The sequence below is a fragment of the Hydrogenophaga sp. L99 genome (assembly GCF_058731905.1).
Genome location: NZ_CM178972.1, coordinates 1,575,488 through 1,594,803 on the forward strand (window position 1 = coordinate 1,575,488; position 19,316 = coordinate 1,594,803).

Sequence of the window (19,316 nt, forward strand, 5' to 3'; positions counted from 1 at the left end):
CAACCTTGCTCGGCTCACGTCGGCAGTCTGGAGTGTTCACATGAGGCAATTCAAGGACAGCGTGGCTGTCATCACCGGGGCCGGCGCCGGCCTGGGCAAGGCGCTGGCAATTGCCGCTGCTCGGCGCGGCATGAGGCTTGTGCTGGCAGACATCGAAGCCGGTGTGCTCAACCAAACCGTGAACAGTCTGCGATCCGATGGTGCGGAGGTCATCGGCATTGTCATTGACGTGTCTGATGCATCGGCCGTCGATCAACTCGCACAAGCGGCCATGGATCGTTTTGGCAAGGTCCATCTCCTGTTCAACAACGCGGGTGTGACCGCGGGTGGATTGGTGTGGGAGAACACTGAAAAAGACTGGGACTGGCTGCTGGGCGTGAACCTCAAGGGTGTCATCAACGGCATTCGCAGCTTCACGCCCAGGATGGTCGCCTCGGCTGCCGCAGATCCCGGCTACGAGGGCTGCATTGTCAACACAGCGTCTATGGCAGGTCTGCTCACGGCCCCTGGGATGGGGATTTACAGCGTTTCCAAGCACGCGGTGGTGGCCCTTTCCGAATGCCTGCGGCACGACCTGCAGTTGGTGACGCCACAACTGCACGCGGCGGTGCTATGCCCATCTTATGTGTCGACGGAGATTGGCCACTCCGATCGAAACCGCCCAGCGCATCTGCTGGATGCGGCACCCTTGACCAAATCCCAGCTAGCCGCACGCGCCGCTGCCCAGCAGGCGGTGAAAAACGGCGCCATCTCGGCCGATGCAGTCGCCGAAATCACCTTTGAAGCGGTAGCAGATGACCGTTTCTACGTGTTTCCAAGTCCGGAAGCCCTTCCGCTCGTGAAGGCTCGAATCGATCACGTCTTGAACCAGACCAACCCGGACCTGCCTTACGACCTGGTCCCGGCGCTGAAACAACGGCGCGACCGCATCTTGTCTGCGCTTACGCAGTGAACGTCTTGTCCTTTTCCCCCTGCCCATCCTCGAAAACTGGAGACATCACCATGAAACTGAGCAAACGCGCATTTCAAGCGGCAGCGCTTTCGCTGCTCACATTGGGCCCCTGGGCCTTGTCGTCGGCCACGGCACAAGCGGCCTATCCGAGCCGCCCGATCAAATTTGTGGTGCCTTATCCCGCGGGTGGCGCATCGGATGCGGTGGCGCGCATGATTGGTGAGAAGCTGCAGCAGGCATGGGGCCAGCCGGTGATCATCGACAACCGGCCGGGCGCATCGGGAATCATCGGCGCACAAGCGGTGATCAAGGCGCCCGCAGATGGCTACACGGTGCTGGTCCACAACACGGTGTTGATCCAACTGCCCGCCGTTCTCGAGAAGCCCCCCTTCGACCCCCTCAAAGATTTGTCGCCAGTCGTAATGACGCTGCAGACGAACAACCTGTTTGTGGTGCCCACCACATCGCCAGCCAAGTCGTTCAAGGAGTACCTCGCCCTCGCCAAAGCCAGTCCTGCTCAATACAGCTTCGGCAGCTACGGCATCGGCAGTGGCGCCCATTTGCACGGTGAGTTGCTCAAGCAGCAAGCCGGGCTCGACATAGCGCACGTGCCTTTTATGGGATCGGCACCCATGGTGACCGATTTGTCCGGTGGGCATCTGCCCAGCGCCTTCATTGACATTCCGTCGGCGCTGCCCAACAGCAAGGCCATGCGACCTTTGGCGGTGGCCGGCCCCAAGCGCATCCCCGAATTGCCCGATGTGCCGACATTCACAGAAATGGGTTACCACTCGTTCGATACGGTCGGATGGCACGGCCTGTTCCTGCCTGCCGGCACGCCACCGGCCATTGCACAGAAGCTGGCCGCTGAGGTGAGCAGCATTCTGCGCATGCCGGACATCCTGGCGAAATTCAAGACCTTGGGTGTGTTGCCTGGCGGCGGTACGCCTGAGGAATTTCTGCAGCAGTTGAAGACGGACGCAGCGATTTACGCCAAGATCGCCAAGGCGGGCAATATCCGTGTAACCCAGTAGGCACGGTGTCATGCAACAGGCTGCTGTACCCTGCAGAACTCCGGCCGGAACACCTTTGAATGAAGATGGGGCTTCACAGCGTGCTGTTCTGGAACACGGCGGGCGTTTGCTGGCGATTCACTACACCGATTCAGCACCCGGCCTGACACAAGGCCCCGTCGTGGCGATGCTGCATGGGTCCGGCCCGGGCTCAACAGGATGGTCCAGCTTTGCCGCCAACCGCGATGCCTTGGTGGATGCAGGACACCGAGTGATCTGCCCGGATCTGCCAGGATGGGGGCGCAGTGCACCGGTCTTGTGTCTGGAGGACAGATCTTCGCTCAATGCGAGGGCACTCGCTGCGGTGCTCCAGACGGCAGGCGTCGAGCAGCCTGTCCACGTGATGGGCGCTTCCATGGGCGCCCACAGCGCAGTGGCTTTCGCCTTGCAGTGGCCCCGACGCGTAGCCAAGCTGGTGCTGGTGGCTGGAGGCACCGGCGGCCGAAGCAGCTTTCAGCCGGCGCAGCCCGAGGGCGTCCGGTTGATGCTGGCGTTCTATCGGTCGCCTACCGCCGAAAACATGCGAAGATTCATAGACGCGGTTGTCTGTGACCCGGCGCCATACACTGACGCGGTCATTCACAAAATGGTTGTCGCAGCACAATCGCGGCCAGAGCACTTGGACAACTTCAGCATGAGTCTTGCCCAGTATCCCCAACAGTTTGGCGACGTGGCACACAGGTTGTGTGACATCGCAGCGCCTGCGCTGGTGATCTGGGGCAGCGAAGACCGGGTGGTGCCATTGGACATCGGCATCCAGATGGCCGTGCGCATGCAGCAGGCAGATTTGCACGTCTTGGGGCGTTGCGGACACATACCCCATGTGGAGCAAGCCCACAAATTCAACCGGCTGGTGACCCAGTTCCTGTCGGTCTGAAGGCTGGGGCAGCGCAACACGCACCGTGGTCGGCCTACGCTCAACCGTGAAGCAAAGCGCCAACACCCCCCGCGACCATTTAACGGCCGGCTCGGTGGGTGCGTTGGACCCCGAGCTAGACGCCTTGCTGCGGCAGCACGCGCGGCGACAACGGCTGGCCAAGAAGGAACTGCTTTTTGCGCGCGGTTCGGCGCCTGATGCGATGTTCTGTATCGAACGCGGCCTGGTGCGCCTGTGCGTGACCAGCGTCAGCGGGCGGGAAGCGGTGTTGGGGTTGGTGACTCCTGGGCATTGGTTCGGCGAGGCGTCTGTTTTTTCAGGACAGGCGCGTGCACACGACGCGTTCGCCGTGGTGCAAAGCGATCTGTTGGTGCTGCCCGCCAAAACACTGCATCGCTTGGTGGACGATCGCCCGGATTTCCTGTTGCAGTTTCTGCGCCTAATGGGCCTGCGCTACAAGTCAACCTTGGACCGCATGGACGGCGCTGTGCTGGACCCCTTACCCGTGAGGCTGGCCCGCAAGTTGCTGGAGGCACACACTCTGGAGAACCCGCACGCTCGGCAGGGCGTAAGCGTTGCGCTCGATGTTTCTCAGGAGGGTCTCGGGCACATGCTGGGCGTGTCCAGGCAGAGCGTCAACAAAGTACTGAAGCAATGGGAGGGTCTTGGTGTGCTTCAGGTCAGCTATCGCGGCATTTTGCTGCTCGATCTGAAGGCGCTGAAGCGGCTGGCACTCCACGCCCTCTGAAAACTCACGACGAAATGCCCCACCTGTTTTGTACGACCAAGTGAGCGGTCGTTCGGCACAACGCGTGTAGCCGTACTCCAATGGCCGCTTGCATCAACTCAGCGCAAGCTTGTAGGTAGATTCTGAAGGACCGCAATCGCTGCAAAGCGGTATCTGGAGCGCAAAAGGCGCTTCATGCTGGGTCCAGACAGACGCGCCGAGCAACGAAAACTACACAGGGTGTTGCTTCAGCCTACAAGTTCATGCCTTCTGCGTCGTTCGCCGCCGCATCGATCTTCGCCTTCCCCCTGACGATGATCTCCCTCGCGGAATCACCACGCATCCAGCAGTCCACCATGTCCGCCCAGACTTGCATGAGGGCCCGCCGAGGCCCGGACAACCGAGCATGGTTGTAGGCGGCAGCGACTTGGTCCTTTCTCTGGTGGGCCAGGCAGGCTTCCACCAATGCTTCCGGGAAGAGCGCGTCGTTGAGGCGTGACGAGAACGTTCGGCGCAGGTCGTGCACGGAGACTGGCAGAAACAGCTCCTGACTGGGTGTTCGATCCTTGTTGATCCGGTCCACCGAAGCGGCGATCGTCCGGTTCAGCGTGGCTTGGCTGATCGGCTCGGCGGAGTCATACCGGCTTGGATGGAGAAAGTTGCTCGACGGAAAGCAGGTTCGAAGCGTTGTCAAAATGTCCAGGGCCTGCTCTGCCAGATACACCGTATGCGGCTTGCCTGCCTTCATCCTTGCGGCGGGGATCAGCCACTGGGCCCGTTCCCAGTCCACTTCCGCCCAGGTGGCCCCGATGAACTCACCTTTGCGCACACCCGTCAGCAGCAAGAACCTGACGGCCAGCCGCAGTGTCGGGGCAGTGCCCGTCATCTCCAGTCCGTCGAGCAAGGTCTTGATTTCGTGGCGGCTCAGGTTGCGCTCACGCGGGACAAACGTCGCGTAGGCCTTCCGAGCGAGCGCTTCCGCCGGATTGGCGATGTCGACGCCCTTGCCATTGGCGAACCGGTAGATCTGCAACACCAGTTCCCTGGCGTGCACGGCAGGACCTGGGCCTCGTTCAGTCTTGACGCGGTCGAGCAACTCACCCAGCGCGACCGGCTTGATTTCATCGAGGTTCAACTTCCCGAACGGGCCGGCCAGGATGCGGTCGTAGATCGAACGCCGCAAAGCCAGAGTGCTGTCGGCCAGGCGCTCGGCGCCGCTCTTGGTGTCGGACTTGAACTCAAAGTACCGCTTCGCCCAGCGCCCGAAATTCATGGCGTCGGCGACTTCGCTGCGCTGCTCGACCTTGGCCCGGGCGGGTGATCGCCCGGAACTGACATCGACACGCGCCCGAGCCAGCAGGAGGCGCGCCTCCTCCAGTGTCACATCCATGCCGTAGGCCAGGTGAGATCGCTGAGCATGGCGGGCCACCGGTTCATGGCGTCCGATGGTCAGCGTCTCGCGTCGGCCGCTCAATCGGTAGTCGTAGCGGAAGGACCTGCTGCCACTGGGCGAGACGACGACGTAGAGACCGTTGCCTCCGTCGCTGACCTTGTAGGCCCTCTCGCCCGGCAGTAGTTCTCGCAGTTTGATTTCCGTCAATCCGTGGCGCGTTCTCGCGCTTACCAGCCCAACCCGCGCCCGTTCCATCGAGGTGTTCATGAGGTCTCCGATCCGTTGCATTTCGCAGGACCGAAATACCGTCATGGGGTCTGACGGTATCGCTGCAGGCCTGCCAGCTTAGGTGTCCGGATACCGTCAAGTCAACCGTCAGAACGCCTGGGACGCCCTGGGATTCGATGGGACGTCGCGGGACGCTAAGTCCTTGTCCCTAAAGGGAAATCGGGTTTTCCTGGGATGTTCCGAAACACCTTGGGACGATCTTGGCTCATTCCCACTCAATGGTGGCCGGCGGTTTGCTGCTCACGTCGTAGGTCACGCGGTTGATGCCGCGTACCTCGTTGATGATGCGGCTGCTGACCTTTTTGAGCAACGCATAGGGCAGCTCGGCCCAGTCAGCGGTCATGAAGTCGCTGGTCTGCACCGCGCGCAGCGCCACCACATAGTCGTAGGTGCGGCCGTCGCCCATCACGCCCACGCTCTTGACCGGCAGGAACACGGTGAAGGCCTGGCTGGTCAGGTCGTACCAGCTCTTGCCGCTGTTATGGTCGATGGTGGAGCGCAGTTCTTCAATGAAGATCGCGTCGGCCCGGCGCAGCAGGTCGGCAAATTCTTTCTTCACCTCGCCCAGAATGCGCACACCCAGGCCTGGGCCCGGGAACGGGTGGCGGTACACCATGTCGTGCGGCAAACCCAGGGCCACGCCAAGCTCGCGCACCTCGTCTTTGAACAGATCGCGCAGCGGCTCTAGCAGCTTCAGGCCCAATTGCTCGGGCAGCCCGCCCACGTTGTGGTGGCTTTTGATGGTGACGGCCTTCTTGCTCTTGGCACCACCCGACTCGATCACATCAGGGTAAATAGTGCCTTGTGCCAACCACTTGGCACCTTTTGTTGATGCACCACTTGAAATCAGTTTGGCGGCTTCGGCCTTGAAAACCTCAACAAATTCGCGGCCGATGATCTTGCGTTTGGCCTCCGGCTCACTCACACCGGCCAGGTGGCCGAGGAACTGATCGGCCGCATCCACGCGGATCACCTTGGCGTGCAGCTTGCCGACAAACATGTCCATCACCATGTCGCCCTCGTTCAGGCGCAGCAGGCCGTGGTCGACAAAAACGCAGGTGAGCTGATCGCCGATGGCGCGGTGGATCAGCGCGGCGGCCACCGACGAATCTACGCCGCCGGACAGACCCAGGATGACCTCTTCGTCGCCGACTTGTTCGCGGATTTTTTGAACCGCTTCTTCAATGTGGTCGCGCATGACCCAGTCGGCCCGGGTACCGCAAATGTCGAGCACGAAGCGCTCCAGCAGCGCCCTACCCTGCACCGTGTGGGTCACTTCGGGGTGGAACTGCACCGCGTAATAGCCACGGTCCACATCGGCCATGCCAGCAATGGGGCAGCTCTCGGTGCTGGCCATGAGCTTGAAGCCCGCCGGCATTTCGGTGACCTTGTCGCCGTGGCTCATCCAGACCTTGAGCATGCCGTGGCCTTCTGGCGTGTGAAAGTCGGCGATATCTTTCAGCAACGGGGTATGGCCGCGGGCGCGCACTTCGGCGTAGCCAAACTCGCGTGTGGTGCCTGCCTCGACCTTGCCACCCAGCTGCTGCGCCATGGTCTGCATCCCATAGCAGATGCCCAGCACCGGCACGCCCAGTTCGAACACCGAGTCAGGCGCCTTGTCGTCCACCTCGTACACGCTGGCGTGGCTGCCGGAAAGAATCACGCCCTTGAGCTGGCCGTCGGCCGCAAACTCCCGCACCCATTCGCTGCTCACATCGCAGGGGTGCACTTCGCAATACACATTCGCTTCGCGTACGCGGCGGGCGATGAGCTGGGTGACCTGGGAACCGAAATCGAGTATGAGGATTTTCTGGTGTTGCATGGCGTTGTCTGGCTGGGCTGTTCAGAAAGCAAAAAGGCCGTCCATCAGGACGGCCACTGGCGCCTCGGCGCTTATTCTGCGCGGTAGTTGGGCGCTTCTTTGGTGATTTGGACGTCGTGCACGTGGCTTTCGCGAATGCCGGCCGACGTGATTTCGACAAACTCGGCCTTGTGGCGCATGTGCTCAATGCTGGGGCAACCGCAATAGCCCATGGAGGCGCGCAGACCGCCCGCCATCTGGAAGATGATGGAGACGACCGAGCCCTTGTACGGCACACGACCCTCAATACCTTCAGGCACCAGCTTGTCGGCATTCGGGTTGCCGGTGCTGGATTCCTGGAAGTAGCGGTCGGCACTGCCCTGTTGCATGGCACCAATGGAGCCCATACCGCGGTAGCTCTTGTAGCTGCGCCCTTGGTACAGCACGATTTCACCCGGCGCTTCTTCGGTGCCGGCAAACATGCCGCCCATCATCACCGTGTTGGCACCGGCTGCAATGGCTTTGGCAATGTCACCGCTGTAGCGGATACCGCCGTCGGCAATCATGGGCACGCCGGTGCCCTGCAAGGCGGTGGCAACACTGTCAATCGCCATGATCTGGGGCACACCCACCCCCGCCACGATGCGGGTGGTGCAAATGGAACCTGGGCCAATGCCCACCTTGACGGCGTCGGCACCCGCCTCGACCAGCGCCAGCGCAGCGCCACCCGTGGCGATATTGCCGCCAATGACCTCCACTTGCGGGTAGTTGTGCTTCACCCAGCGCACGCGGTCCAGTACACCTTTGCTGTGGCCGTGAGCGGTGTCCACCACGATGGCGTCTACACCGGCTTTGACCAGGGCTTCCACGCGCTCTTCGGTGCCCTCGCCCACGCCTACCGCCGCGCCCACGCGAAGCCGGCCGGCGGCATCGCGCGCAGCGTTGGGGAAATTGAGCTGCTTGGTGATGTCTTTCACCGTGATCAAGCCCTTGAGTTCGAAGGCGTCGTTGACCAACAGCAAGCGCTCCAGCTTGTGTTTGTTCAGCAGGGTCTTGGCCTCGGCCGGCGTAGTGCCGTCGGGCATGGTGATCAGGCGCTCGCGCGGCGTCATGATCTCGCTCACCGGGAGGTCGTAGCGCGTCTCAAAGCGCAAGTCGCGCCCGGTGACAATGCCAACCACTCGGCCAGCGTCCACCACTGGGAAGCCAGATACGCCCAAGTCGTCAGACAGCTTCATGACTTGGCGGATGGTGGTCTGCGGCGTGATGACGACAGGGTCGCGCAGCACGCCCGACTCGTAGCGCTTGACCTTGGCCACCTGGGCGGCCTGCTCTTGCGCCGTGAGGTTTTTGTGAACGATGCCAATACCGCCTTCCTGTGCAATGGCGATCGCCAGGCGGGCTTCGGTCACGGTGTCCATGGCCGCTGAAACCAGCGGGAGGTTCAGCTTGATGTTGCGTGAAAACTGGGTGGCGAGGGAAGTGTCCTTGGGAAGGACTTGGGAGTACGCTGGCACCAACAAGACATCGTCGAAGGTGAGCGCTTTGCCGAGTAGGCGCATGGGTAAAGCTCCAAAAACAATATTGTATCCGGCCACCATCAGGGCAAACCCGGGCGGCGCGAGCGCCCTGCGGCAAATGATCAAACGGCGAAGATGTGCAACTTCTTCACCGCTGCGACACAAACACAGCCTCGCCCGGCCTCCCCGGCGCTAAACTTCAAGCATGCTTGTCAAAAAGTCTTCTTTCCTGCCATGGCGCCAGTGGGCACTGGTTGTATTGGCCACACTTGCCAGCAGCGCCGCAGTGGCGCAGTGGCAATGGGTTGATGGCACCGGCCGCAAAGTCTTCAGTGACACGCCACCGCCCAGCACGGTGCCCGAGAAGAGCATTCTCAAACGCCCTGGGTTGCGCACACCCGCAGTATCCGCAGCCACAACGCCGACGGGCACCGAGGTGGCCGCCTCTACCAGCACAGTCGCTGCACCCAAATTGAGTGGGCGCGACGAACAGCTGGAAGCGCGCAAAAAACAAGCAGAAGAAGCCGAACAGGCCAAAAAGAAGGCCGAAGAAGAACGCCAGGCCAAGGCACGTGCTGACAACTGCGAAAGAGCCAAGCGAGCCAAAGCCACGCTGGACTCGGGTATCCGCATTGCCACCACCAATGCCAAAGGCGAGCGGGAGATCATGGATGACAGCGGCCGAGCCGCTGAGGTCAAACGCCTGGACGATCTCATCCGTTCCGATTGTGTTGCCGGCGTGAACTGATCGCGACGCGGCCGGTTTGGCGCCCTGCCCGCTGGTTTAGCGCAATGCAAACGCTGAGCGTTCGACAGCCTCAGTAACCCGCTTTAGAACCCGGTCGGCGGTGGGTAAAGAGGCCCGCGCCCCTTGCGCCCTGCCCCACAAACCGCTCCCTGCGTGCCACCTTGGGGTCGACCCGCAGCTCTCTGTAAACCTCGATCCGGTCACCGTCCCGTAGCGGTGTGTGGCCGCTGGCCTTTCGTCCCCACACGCCCAGTGGCAAGCTCTGCTCATTGATTTCTGGAAAACGGACCAACCAGCAGGACTGCAGCAGTGCCTGCAAAACGGTGGTGCCAGGCGCGACATCGAGCACGGCTTCCTGCACCGTGCGCGGTGCATTGGCGTAGACCAGCAAAATGCGCAGGTTGCTGCTCATGAAAACCGATCAAACGCTGCCATAGACCTGGTCTGCGCGCTTAACAAAAGCATCTACCAAGCTGCCCGCGATTTTTTCAAAGACGGGCCCAACCAGCTTGGCCAGGGTCGCGCTGTTGAATCCATAGCTCAAGGTGAATTCCACCTTGCATGCCCGCTGGCTACCGTCACCCAGCGGGGTGAACACCCAGCAACCGTCAAGGTGCGAAAACGGGCCGTCCACCAACTCCATGACCACCTTGCGGTCGGCCTCGTGCACATTGCGTGTGGTGAAACTGTGGCGCAGACCGCTGATGGCCATACCCACTTTGGCCACCATGGTGTGGTCTTCTTGCTCCAGCACCTCGCCGTGCTCGCACCAAGGCAAAAACTGGGGGTAATGTTCGATATCGGTCACCAGCGCAAACATTTCGTGTGCGCTGTGCCAAAGCAAAACAGATTTGTGAATGGTTTTCATACAATGGACCTGCGTGCAAGCGGGTGTGAAGCCCGCCGGTCAGCCGGTTGGTCTCAGGGCCGTCAATGCCATGTCGATGCGACATGCAACCAGCGCCTGAGCTCCGAACCCCATTGTATGGGCCTTGCATGTCCCACCATGCGGCCCCACCTGAACCCCCATGGCCACCAAATCCAGCAAATCAACCTCCGTCAAAGGCGCAGACAGCCGCATCGCTGACAACAAGAAAGCCTTTTTCAACTACGCCATTGAAGAGCGCTTTGAAGCGGGCATGGTGCTCGAAGGCTGGGAAGTCAAAGCCCTGCGCGAAGGCAAAGTCCAGCTTACCGATGGCTATGTGGTGATCCGGGAAGGCGAGTTGTTCTTGATCGGTTGCCAGATCAATCCGCTCAATACCGCATCCAGCCACATTTCGCCAGATGCCGTTCGCACCAAAAAACTGCTGCTGCACAAAGACCAGATCCGGCGGCTGATCGGAAAAATCGAGCAAAAAGGCTACACGCTGGTGCCGCTGAACCTGCACTGGAAAAATGGCAAGGTGAAATGCGACATGGCGCTGGCCAAAGGCAAGGCCGAGCACGACAAACGCGACACCATCAAGGACCGCGAAGGCAAGCGCGAGGTTGAGCGCGCCATGAAAAGCCGGCAGCGCTGAACCGCAGCCGCAGCGAAGCAGCCCAGCGGTGCGATCCGCTGGCGTTCGAACTCAGGCCAGTGTGCGCAGCGGGTGCGCGTGGTCTGGCCAGGGGCTTTCAAAGAATGCGCTCACCTGCTCCAGGGAGACATCCTCCACCCGAGCCGGGTTCCAGCGCGGCTGGTGATCTTTGTCCACTGCCAACGCGCGAATGCCCTCTACCGTTTCGCTGGCCGCGCCGGGGCGCAACTGAAAGCAGCGCCGAACAAGGCCTCGCTCCATGCGCAAATCGTCCGCCAGACCCATGCCGCGTGCACGCCGAATATGTTCCAGCACAACATGCAACATCAGTGGTGAGCGTTTGTTCAGCGTGGCCAGCGTGCTGCGCGCCCAGTCCGAATCGGTGGCCTCCAGCGCTGCCACGATCTCAGGCACGCTCGGAAGACTGAAAATGCGGTCAACCTCCGTGACGGGCCAGGTCCCGGGTGTCGTGGCGGTGTTCAGGTGGCTGGCGCACCAACGTTCAACCGATGCGCCGTTTTCAAACGGCGTCTGGGCCAGCGAACTCCACAAGCCAGGCAGTCGCCCCGAATCGATGAACCCGTCGGCAAGCCCTGCGGCCATCGCGTCGCGTCCACCCAGCACCACACCGGTGAGGGCCAGGTATTCGCCCAGGCGGCCGGCACAGCGGCTTAAAAAATATCCGCCACCCACGTCAGGAAACAAGCCGATGCCCGTTTCTGGCATGGCCAACTTGCTGCGCTCGGTCACAATGCGCAAGCTCGCGCCCTGACTGATGCCCATGCCTCCGCCCATGACGATGCCGTCCATCAACGCGATATAGGGCTTGGCGTAGGTGTGGATCAGATGGTTGAGCGCGTATTCCTCGGTGAAGAAGTCTTCCAGCTCGGGGTTCCCGCTCAAGGCCGCCTGATGAAAGAACCGAATGTCGCCGCCCGCGCAAAAAGCGCCAAACGGTCCGTCCTTGTTGACACCGCGCACCACCACCGCCAGCACCTGCTCGTCGTCGCGCCAGTCCAACAGGGCTTGCGTGAGGGTGCGAATCATCCCCAGCGACAGGGCATTGAGCGCCTGCGGGCGGTTCAGGGTGATGCAACCCACCCGGCCGCGCAGTTCAGCGACAACGTGATTTTCGGCAGAGAGCGTGGTCATGGTGAAGGTCCTATGTCTAGGGTGGACGAGGCCAGGTCATTGCCTGGGCTGATTAACGGTCTGAATGCGGGGTGTGCCGGTGCGTGAGCGCCAGCCCAACAACTCGTTGACGAGCAAGGCGCCAATGACCAGGCTTCCACCCAACAGCACCTCGGCTGCCGGCTTTTCGTGGGCCCATACCCACGCCAGCAAAATACCAAATACGACTTCCAGCAACGCCAGCAGCGAGATTTCGGGTGCTTTCAGAACCCGTGCACACACGACCGACAGCGTGCAGGGGATAGCCAACTGAAAAAGACCGAGCAAAGCCAGCCAGCCCACGTCCGATACCGTGGCCGCGAATGGCAATGCCAGAGGCAGGGTGAGCAGCGCCGAGATCAGCGCACCCAGCAAAACCGAAGGCACGAGGTCAATCTTTTCGCCCTGAGACTGGCTGCGCTGTACCACCGTCCAATTGATGGCACCCGCCACGGGAACACACAGCGCCACCAGGGAGCCCAGCACCAGGGCCGAAGCTTCTGTCGATTCCCCCTGGAAAGCCGCGAGCATCTGGCTGCCGTACATGTACACAATGCCAGCACCCGCGGCCACAATGGCCAGCCAGGTGCGCAGCGGCAGGCGTTGGCCAATGGTGAAACGGGCCACGAGGGCGGTAAACAAAGGCCCAGCAGCCAAAATGATCAGCACATTGGCCACGCTGGTGAAGGTCAAGGCCAACATGAAGGCCGTGAACATCACGCTCCAGCAAGCGCCTGACAGCCAAAACGCACGGGTTTCAGGCAGCACGCCCCAGTGGCGGTGCATGAATTGACCGACCACCGATCGTTCAGACAAAGGTTGAGCGAGGTGAGAGCCGCTGGCATGGCGCCAGATCGGGAGGATCACCACAAGCGACAGCGCTGTGAACGCGCTGCGCCAGAACGTGACTTCAAATCGGGCCGCAGACTCCAACTGGCGAGAGACCACACCAGCGATCGACCAGAGAAAGGCGACCAAAACCATCAACACCACGGCCTGCGTGTGGCTCAGCTGGCGAGAAGGGAACATGTCTTTGTTCTGGGAAAAACCGGCGCCTGCCAACAGGCGCCACTGGACACACCGCCCCAAGCAGGGCGGCGGTCCCCTGCGTTAATCACTTGTTGCGCTTGCGGTCGCCTTCTTTCAGGAAACGCTTGCGCAGACGGACCGACTTGGGCGTGATTTCCACCAGCTCGTCGTCTTCAATGAATTCCACACCGTATTCGAGGTTCAGGTCGATTGGCGGCGTGATCTTGATCGCGTCTTCCTTGCCCGATACGCGGAAGTTGGTCAGCTGCTTGGTGCGGGTGGCGTTCACGATCAGGTCGTTGTCGCGGCTGTGGATACCGACGATCATGCCCTCGTACACCGGATCACCAGCCTTCACAAACATGCGACCCCGGTCGTCCAGCTTGCCCAGTGCGTAAGTGAAAATTTCACCGTCGTCCATCGAAATCAGCACACCGTTCTTGCGACTGGCAATGTCACCTTTGTGCGGTTCGTAGCTGTCGAAGATGTTCGAGATCAGGCCGGAGCCGCGGGTCAAGTTCAGGAATTCGTTGGTAAAACCGATAAGACCGCGCGCTGGAATACGGTATTCCAGACGCACGCGGCCACGGCCGTCCGGCTCCATGTTGGCCAGCTCACCCTTGCGCTCGCCCAGGGCTTGCATCACGCCGCCTTGGTGCTGCTCTTCAATGTCGGCCGTCACCAGCTCGATGGGCTCGTGGCGCACGCCATCCACATCGCGGAACACCACGCGTGGCTTGGACACGGCCAGCTCGTAGCCTTCGCGGCGCATGTTTTCCAGCAAGATGGTCAGGTGCAATTCACCGCGGCCCATCACCTCGAAGATGCCCTCTTCGTCGGTTTCCTTGACGCGCAGCGCCACGTTGGACTGCAACTCTTTTTGCAGGCGGTCCCAGATTTGGCGGCTGGTGACAAACTTGCCCTCGCGGCCAGCCAGCGGGCTGGTGTTGACACAGAAGTTCATCGTCAGGGTGGGCTCATCCACCTTCAACATGGGCAGCGGTGCTGGCGTCAGCGGGTTGGTGATGGTCACACCGATGCCGATGTCAGCAATGCCGTTGATCAGCACGATTTCACCCGGTCCGGCTTCGGTGGCTTGCACGCGGTCCAGACCCTGGAACGTCAGGACCTGGTTGATGCGGCCTTTGATGGACTTGCCATCGGGGCCTTCCATCACCAGCACGTCCATGTTGGGCTTGATCGTGCCCTGGCTGATACGGCCCACGCCGATACGGCCCACGAAAGTCGAGAAGTCGAGCGCTGAAATTTGCAGCTGCAGGGGTGCTTCTGGATCGCCCGTCTGTGCAGGCACGTGGTTGAGCACCGTTTCAAACAGGGCGGACATGTCAGGCCCCCACTGTTCGCCAGGAGCGCCTTCCACCAGCGAAGACCAGCCATTGATGCCCGAGGCGTAAACGACCGGGAAGTCCAGCTGCTCGTCGGTTGCACCGAGCTTGTCGAACAGGTCGAAGGCAGCGTTGACCACCTTGTCGGGGTTCGCGCCGGGCTTGTCCACCTTGTTGACCACCACGATGGGCTTCAGACCCAAGGCCAGGGCCTTTTTGGTCACAAAGCGGGTCTGTGGCATGGGGCCTTCTTGCGCGTCGATCAGCAGCACCACACCGTCCACCATGGACAAAGCGCGCTCCACCTCGCCACCGAAGTCCGCGTGACCGGGGGTGTCCACGATGTTGATGTGGGTGCCCTTCCAGCTGACGGCACAGTTCTTGGCCAGAATCGTGATGCCGCGCTCTTTTTCAATGGCGTTGTTGTCCATCACCGTGTCCACGACTTTTTCGTGTTCGGCGAAGGTGCCCGACTGCCGAAGCAGCTGGTCCACCATGGTGGTTTTGCCATGGTCAACGTGGGCGATGATGGCGATGTTGCGGATTTGTTTGCTCATGATGTGAGTTCCGGTGAGGTTTCCAGGATTTGCTGTATTTCGATGGGGCTCAGCAGCCGCCCCGGGATCAATTCGCCGCCTTCGGTGTGGGCACTGCCCAGCAACACGCGGTCGGTTGTTGTTTCGTTAGAAGCGCCTGGGGCAGGTCCGAAAACCGCTACCCGCGCTTCGTTGGGCCAGGCGCCCCGGCGGCGCACACCGCTCAGAAAGCGCCCTGCACTTTCAGCTTCCAGCACAACCGGCGTGTAGCCTTCGAGCAAGGTCTTCACAGGCAGCAACCGGCCCAGACGTTGCTCTTCGGTGGCCGCTTCCAGCGCTTCGAGCGTGGTGCACTGGCTGGCGTCAAAGGGTCCGGTGGCTACCCGGCGCAGCATGGTCAGGTGACCGCCGCAGCCGAGGGCTTCGCCAATGTCTTCGCCCAGCGTGCGAATGTAAGTGCCTTTGCTGCAACGCACGAGCAAATGCAAACTGGGGTTGTCGCCCGTGAGCTGCATGTCCAGCAACTCCAGATCGTGAATGACCACCTGCCGGGCTTCGCGCTCCACCGTTTCACCGTCACGCGCGTACTCATAGAGCGCCTTGCCGTCTTTCTTGAGCGCACTGTACATCGGCGGCACTTGGGCAATGGGGCCCATGAAGCGGTCGAGCACTTCGACCACCTGGCCTGGCGAGCAGGTCACCGGGCGGGTTTCAATGACTTCGCCCTCGGCGTCGCCAGTGGCCGTTTTCTGCCCCAGGCGCACCGTGGTTTCGTAGGTTTTGTCGGCATCCAGATGGATTTGACTGAACTTGGTGGCCGCTCCAAAGCACAAGGGCAGCACGCCCGTGGCCAACGGATCGAGCGTTCCGGTATGGCCTGCTTTTTCAGCGCGCAGCAACCACTTGGCCTTTTGCAGAGCCTGGTTGCTGGAAAGACCCAGCGGTTTGTCGAGCAGCAACACCCCGTGCACAGGGCGCCGCTGCACCCGAGTGCGTGGCGCGTGCATGGTCAGTCCTCCTGGGCGCGAGAAGAAACGGCCTTGGCGATCAAGGCGTTCATGTCGGCCGCGCGCTCGGTGGTGCGATCAAACACAAAGTGCAAGGTCGGCACCGTGTGGATGTGCAAGCGCTTGAACAAGCCGCTGCGCAGAAAGCCCGCTGCGGTGTTCAATCCTTGCAAGGTCTCTTGTGGATCGCCTGTGAGCAGGCTGAAGAACACCTTGGCATGCGCGTAATCGGGCGTGACCTCGACCGCATTGATCGTGACCATGCCCACCCGCGGGTCTTTGAGTTCGCGCGCAATCAGCTCGGTCAGATCGCGCTGGATCTGATCGGCCACGCGAAAACCGCGGTTGGGGGTGGAAGATTTTTTGCGCGTTGCCATCGTGCTTGTGTTGCCGGTGCGCGCTTACAGCGTGCGGGCCACTTCCTTGACTTCGAAGAACTCCAGCTGATCACCTTCTTTGATGTCGTTGTAGTTCTTGAGCTTGATACCGCACTCGAAGCCTTCTTTGACTTCGCGCACATCGTCCTTCAAACGCTTGAGGGTGTCGATTTCGCCGGTGTAGATCACCACGTTGTCGCGCAGCAAGCGGAAGTGTGCGTTGCGGTTGACCTGGCCCGACGTGACCATACAGCCCGCCACGGTGCCAATCTTGGTGGCCACAAACACCGTGCGAATTTCGGCAGAACCGATGACTTCTTCGCGCTTTTCAGGTGCCAGCATGCCGGACATGGCCGCCTTCAACTCATCCACGGCGTCGTAAATGATGTTGTAGTAACGCAGATCCACGTCGTTGCCCTCAGCCAGCTTGCGTGCGCCCACATCGGCGCGCACGTTGAAGCCGATCACCACCGCCTTGGAGGCGATGGCCAGGTTGACGTCGCTCTCGCTGATGCCACCGACACCGGCAAACACCAGCTGAACCTTGACTTCGTCGGTCGACAGCTTGAGCAGCGAAGCGCCCAGCGCTTCTTGCGAACCCTGCACGTCGGCCTTGACGATGATGGGCAACACCTTGACTTCACCAGCAGAGATGTCGGTGAACATGTTTTCCAGCTTGGCGGCCTGTTGGCGCGCCAGCTTGGTGTTGCGGAATTTGCCTGCACGGTAGGTGGCAATTTCGCGAGCGCGGCGCTCGTCGGTCATTACCATGAAGTCGTCGCCAGCCTGAGGCACTTCAGACAGACCCTGGATTTCTACCGGGATCGAAGGACCAGCGGATTTGATGGGCTTGCCGTTCTCGTCCAGCATGGCGCGCACACGGCCCGAGGTCTGGCCAACCAGCACCACGTCACCGGTTTTGAGCGTACCGCTCTGCACCAGCACGGTGGCCACCGAGCCACGGCCTTTGTCCAGGCGCGCTTCAATCACCAGGCCCTTGGCCATGGCTTCCACAGGTGCCTTCAATTCCAGCACCTCAGCCTGGAGCAACACCTGCTCGAGCAGAGCGTCGATGCCTTCGCCGGTCTTGGCCGACACGCCCACAAAGGGCACGTCGCCGCCAAACTCCTCGGGTACCACTTCTTCGGCCACCAGCTCGGAACGCACGCGCTCCAGGTTGATGCCCGGCTTGTCGATCTTGGTCAGCGCGACCACGATCGGCACACCGGCCGCTTTCGCGTGCTTGATGGCCTCTTTGGTCTGGGGCATGACGCCGTCGTCTGCCGCACACACCAGAATGACGATGTCGGTGGCTTGCGCACCGCGGGCACGCATGGCGGTGAAGGCCTCGTGACCGGGGGTATCAAGGAACGACACCATGCCGCGCGGGGTTTCGACGTGGTAAGCGCCAATGTGCTGCGTGATACCGCCGGCTTCGCCCGCGGCCACTTTTGCTCGGCGGATGTAGTCCAGCAACGAGGTCTTGCCGTGGTCAACGTGACCCATCACGGTCACCACAGGCGCACGCGGCAGCAGTTCACCTTGCTGCTGGGTTGAATCGTCGTCGGTGAAGGCTTCTGGATCGTCCAGCGCCGCGACCAACGCCTTGTGACCCAACTCTTCCACCACGATCATGGCGGTGTCTTGGTCCAGCGGCTGGTTGATGGTGACCATCTGACCCAGCTTCATCAATTGCTTGATGACCTCGGACGACTTCAGGCTCATCTTGTGCGCAAGCTCGGCGACCGTGATGGTCTCGGGCACATGCACCTCGATGATCTTGACTTCGGTCGGAGCCACGAAATTGCCCTGACCATGGTCGCCGCGCGAATCGCGGTCGCCACGGCGGCCGCCGCCACCACGGGGGCCACCGCGCCAGTTGGAACGACCTGCGCTGGTGTCGCCGCGGGTCTTGATTTCCTTCTTCTTGGCAGCGTCGTCTTTCCAGGTGGAAGACAGGTTCTCAGACTTGACTTCCTTCTTGCCAGCGGTGGCTGGCGCAGCAGCACCCGCAGCGGCGGCCGGCTTGACAGGCGTGCCAGCAGGCTTGTGCAGCGTCCCTTTGATCCCGGCTTTGGGGTCTGGCGTGGGTTCTGGCTTTTTGGCCACCATCGTCTTGGCAGGAGCCGCCATCATGGCGCGAATATTCGCAGCTTCGGCCTCGGCTTTGCGGCGGCGCTCCACGAGATCTTGCGCACGCAGTTCTTCTGCACGCTTGACCTCGGCGTTCTTGTCTGCCAGCACACGCGCAGCGGACTCACGCTCAAGCGTGTCTGTTTTGACCTGAGCGCGCTTCGCGGCGTCAGCGGCCAGCGTTTCCTCAGTCGGGGCGCTCGGCGCTTCGGTGGCGGCTGCGACTTTCGCGGCAGCAGCGGCTTCGGCAGCAGCTGCCGCCTGTGCAGCTTCAGCGGCCGCGCGGGCTTTTTCAGCCTCGGCCTGCTTGCTTTCCTCAGCTTCACGGTCGCGCCGTTTTTGGGCCAACTCTTCTTCCTGGCGGCGCAGCAACTCGGCTTGACGGCGTGCGTCTTCCTCGCGCCGGGCCAGTTCAGCCGTGTCCACCACCGAGACGGGTTCCACCGCTTCGACGTGGTCCACAACCGCTTCAGGCACCACGACTTCGTCGTCCCGCTTGATGAACGTGCGCTTTTTGCGCACCTCCACCTGAATGGTGCGCGCACGTCCAGTGGCATCGGCCTGTTTGATCTCCGAGGTGGACTTCTTCACCAGGGTGATCTTTTTGCGCTCGGCACTGGCCGTGCCATGGCTGGCCTTGAGGTGACCCAGCAGCGTCTGCTTGTCCGCTTCCGAAAGCGGATCGGCTCCAGATGTCTTGGGTACCCCGGATGCGGAGAGTTGCTCCAGCAAAAGGGACGTGGGTTTGTTGAGCTCGGCAGCCAATTCGGCGACGGTGGTACTGGTCATAGGTTCTTTTCTCCGCTGGGGCCTCCG

Annotated in this window: 17 protein-coding genes; 6 read left to right on the top strand and 11 right to left on the bottom strand. The window is 61.5% G+C overall.

What is annotated here, in order from left to right; all coding sequences use genetic code 11:
• The first annotated feature begins 40 nt into the window (after positions 1-40).
• Genes AC4QBL_RS07440 through AC4QBL_RS07455 form a run of 4 tightly spaced genes read left to right on the top strand, consistent with a single transcriptional unit; the run spans position 41 to position 3,650 of the window.
• Positions 41-952, top strand: a complete 912-nt coding sequence (locus AC4QBL_RS07440) for an SDR family oxidoreductase (RefSeq protein WP_472907453.1) — start codon at positions 41-43, stop codon at positions 950-952.
• A 50-nt stretch (positions 953-1,002) separates the two neighbouring features.
• Entirely contained in the window at positions 1,003-1,986 is a 984-nt protein-coding gene (locus AC4QBL_RS07445; protein ID WP_472907454.1) for a Bug family tripartite tricarboxylate transporter substrate binding protein, read from the top strand.
• Between the two features lie 10 nt (positions 1,987-1,996).
• Complete coding sequence (locus AC4QBL_RS07450) at positions 1,997-2,902, top strand: alpha/beta fold hydrolase (protein WP_472907455.1); 906 nt, start codon at positions 1,997-1,999, stop codon at positions 2,900-2,902.
• A 46-nt stretch (positions 2,903-2,948) separates the two neighbouring features.
• Entirely contained in the window at positions 2,949-3,650 is a 702-nt protein-coding gene (locus tag AC4QBL_RS07455) for a Crp/Fnr family transcriptional regulator (RefSeq protein WP_472907456.1), read from the top strand.
• A 232-nt stretch (positions 3,651-3,882) separates the two neighbouring features.
• On the opposite strand, the gene AC4QBL_RS07460 is transcribed toward AC4QBL_RS07455, so the two are convergent.
• The 3 genes from AC4QBL_RS07460 to guaB all read right to left on the bottom strand — a co-directional run bounded on the left by AC4QBL_RS07460 (position 3,883) and on the right by guaB (position 8,673).
• Entirely contained in the window at positions 3,883-5,289 is a 1,407-nt protein-coding gene (locus AC4QBL_RS07460; protein WP_472887905.1) for a tyrosine-type recombinase/integrase, read from the bottom strand.
• Positions 5,290-5,515: 226 nt separating this feature from the next.
• Positions 5,516-7,132, bottom strand: coding sequence for a glutamine-hydrolyzing GMP synthase (guaA, locus tag AC4QBL_RS07465; RefSeq protein WP_472907457.1), 1,617 nt, complete (start codon positions 7,130-7,132; stop codon positions 5,516-5,518).
• Between the two features lie 71 nt (positions 7,133-7,203).
• A complete protein-coding gene (gene guaB / locus AC4QBL_RS07470) occupies positions 7,204-8,673 on the bottom strand; it encodes an IMP dehydrogenase (RefSeq protein ID WP_472901533.1) in 1,470 nt (489 codons plus the stop codon).
• 163 nt (positions 8,674-8,836) lie between these two features.
• Between guaB and AC4QBL_RS07475 the strand changes: the two genes are divergently transcribed.
• Positions 8,837-9,379: a DUF4124 domain-containing protein gene (locus AC4QBL_RS07475; protein ID WP_472907458.1), complete on the top strand. Its 543-nt coding sequence runs from the start codon at positions 8,837-8,839 to the stop codon at positions 9,377-9,379.
• Positions 9,380-9,449: 70 nt separating this feature from the next.
• Here the strand turns inward: AC4QBL_RS07475 and AC4QBL_RS07480 are convergent, their stop codons facing one another.
• Positions 9,450-9,791: an RnfH family protein gene (locus AC4QBL_RS07480; RefSeq protein WP_472907459.1), complete on the bottom strand. Its 342-nt coding sequence runs from the start codon at positions 9,789-9,791 to the stop codon at positions 9,450-9,452.
• 9 nt (positions 9,792-9,800) lie between these two features.
• Positions 9,801-10,247 carry a type II toxin-antitoxin system RatA family toxin gene (locus AC4QBL_RS07485; RefSeq protein ID WP_472901530.1) on the bottom strand — a complete coding sequence of 149 codons (447 nt, stop codon included), beginning with the start codon at positions 10,245-10,247 and terminating at the stop codon, positions 9,801-9,803.
• A gap of 160 nt (positions 10,248-10,407) precedes the next feature.
• Here AC4QBL_RS07485 and smpB point away from each other — a divergent pair, with 160 nt between their 5' ends.
• Complete coding sequence (smpB, locus tag AC4QBL_RS07490) at positions 10,408-10,902, top strand: SsrA-binding protein SmpB (RefSeq protein ID WP_472901529.1); 495 nt, start codon at positions 10,408-10,410, stop codon at positions 10,900-10,902.
• 51 nt (positions 10,903-10,953) lie between these two features.
• On the opposite strand, the gene AC4QBL_RS07495 is transcribed toward smpB, so the two are convergent.
• From AC4QBL_RS07495 to infB, 6 genes are all read right to left on the bottom strand, one after another.
• Positions 10,954-12,054 carry an enoyl-CoA hydratase/isomerase family protein gene (locus AC4QBL_RS07495; protein WP_472907460.1) on the bottom strand — a complete coding sequence of 367 codons (1,101 nt, stop codon included), beginning with the start codon at positions 12,052-12,054 and terminating at the stop codon, positions 10,954-10,956.
• 36 nt (positions 12,055-12,090) lie between these two features.
• On the bottom strand, positions 12,091-13,101 hold the full coding sequence (locus AC4QBL_RS07500; protein WP_472901527.1) for a DMT family transporter: 1,011 nt from the start codon (positions 13,099-13,101) through the stop codon (positions 12,091-12,093).
• Positions 13,102-13,186: 85 nt separating this feature from the next.
• Positions 13,187-15,004 (bottom strand): translational GTPase TypA, encoded by a 1,818-nt coding sequence (gene typA, locus AC4QBL_RS07505; RefSeq protein WP_472901526.1) that lies wholly within the window; start codon positions 15,002-15,004, stop codon positions 13,187-13,189.
• The gene (gene truB / locus AC4QBL_RS07510; RefSeq protein WP_472901525.1) at positions 15,001-15,990 is read right to left on the bottom strand and encodes a tRNA pseudouridine(55) synthase TruB; all 990 of its coding nucleotides are present in this window, start codon (positions 15,988-15,990) and stop codon (positions 15,001-15,003) included. The genes typA and truB overlap by 4 nt, the downstream gene beginning before the upstream one ends.
• A gap of 2 nt (positions 15,991-15,992) precedes the next feature.
• On the bottom strand, positions 15,993-16,367 hold the full coding sequence (rbfA, locus tag AC4QBL_RS07515) for a 30S ribosome-binding factor RbfA (RefSeq protein WP_304834246.1): 375 nt from the start codon (positions 16,365-16,367) through the stop codon (positions 15,993-15,995).
• A gap of 24 nt (positions 16,368-16,391) precedes the next feature.
• A complete protein-coding gene (gene infB, locus AC4QBL_RS07520; protein WP_472907461.1) occupies positions 16,392-19,289 on the bottom strand; it encodes a translation initiation factor IF-2 in 2,898 nt (965 codons plus the stop codon).
• Between the last annotated feature and the right edge of the window lie 27 nt (positions 19,290-19,316).